Raw genomic sequence first — 501 nt, forward strand, 5'->3', positions numbered from 1 at the left:
GCGCCGAGTGGCGACGACCTGCAGGCCCTCATGGCCGAGATCATTGCGACCACCGGCGTCTCAGCAGAGACCGCGCTACACCTGGCAATGATCCAGCGCGCGGCCCTTCGCCAGTACGCCTGCCAGTGGGACGCGATGGTGCAGCGCCTTCGTGCAGCCATCGCGTCCCCGCCGTCCACGCCCGACGCGGACGACCCTGCCAACCCTGCCGACCCCACACCCGCCTGAACGCGCCTGGCCCGGCAACAAAGGGCAGGCAGAACCGACCAATGTCGCCTGCCTTCCCCTTGTTGCCCACCGTGTTTAATCAACAAAGGAATGAATATGGATGCCCCTGCTCAGCCCACGGCGCCGTCCAGCGCCGAACCGACCGCCCCAAGCGGGACGGACGAGGCAGGTGCGGCGTGTGGCACACACCGCACCACGCTCGCCGTTGCGCTCCCGCGCCGGCTGCTGATCATCGCCTGCACGGCGACCCAACGCCCCGATGTGCGCCTGCTT

General features: G+C 68.7%; 1 protein-coding gene. It reads left to right on the top strand.

Going from position 1 to position 501, the window contains the following annotated elements; translation table 11 throughout:
* On the top strand, window positions 1-228 hold a 228-nt coding region (locus tag A9Q02_RS18220), incomplete at its 5' end, for a hypothetical protein (protein ID WP_216361551.1).
* Between the last annotated feature and the right edge of the window lie 273 nt (window positions 229-501).

Source organism: Candidatus Chloroploca asiatica (genome assembly GCF_002532075.1).
Lineage (GTDB): Bacteria > Chloroflexota > Chloroflexia > Chloroflexales > Chloroflexaceae > Chloroploca > Chloroploca asiatica.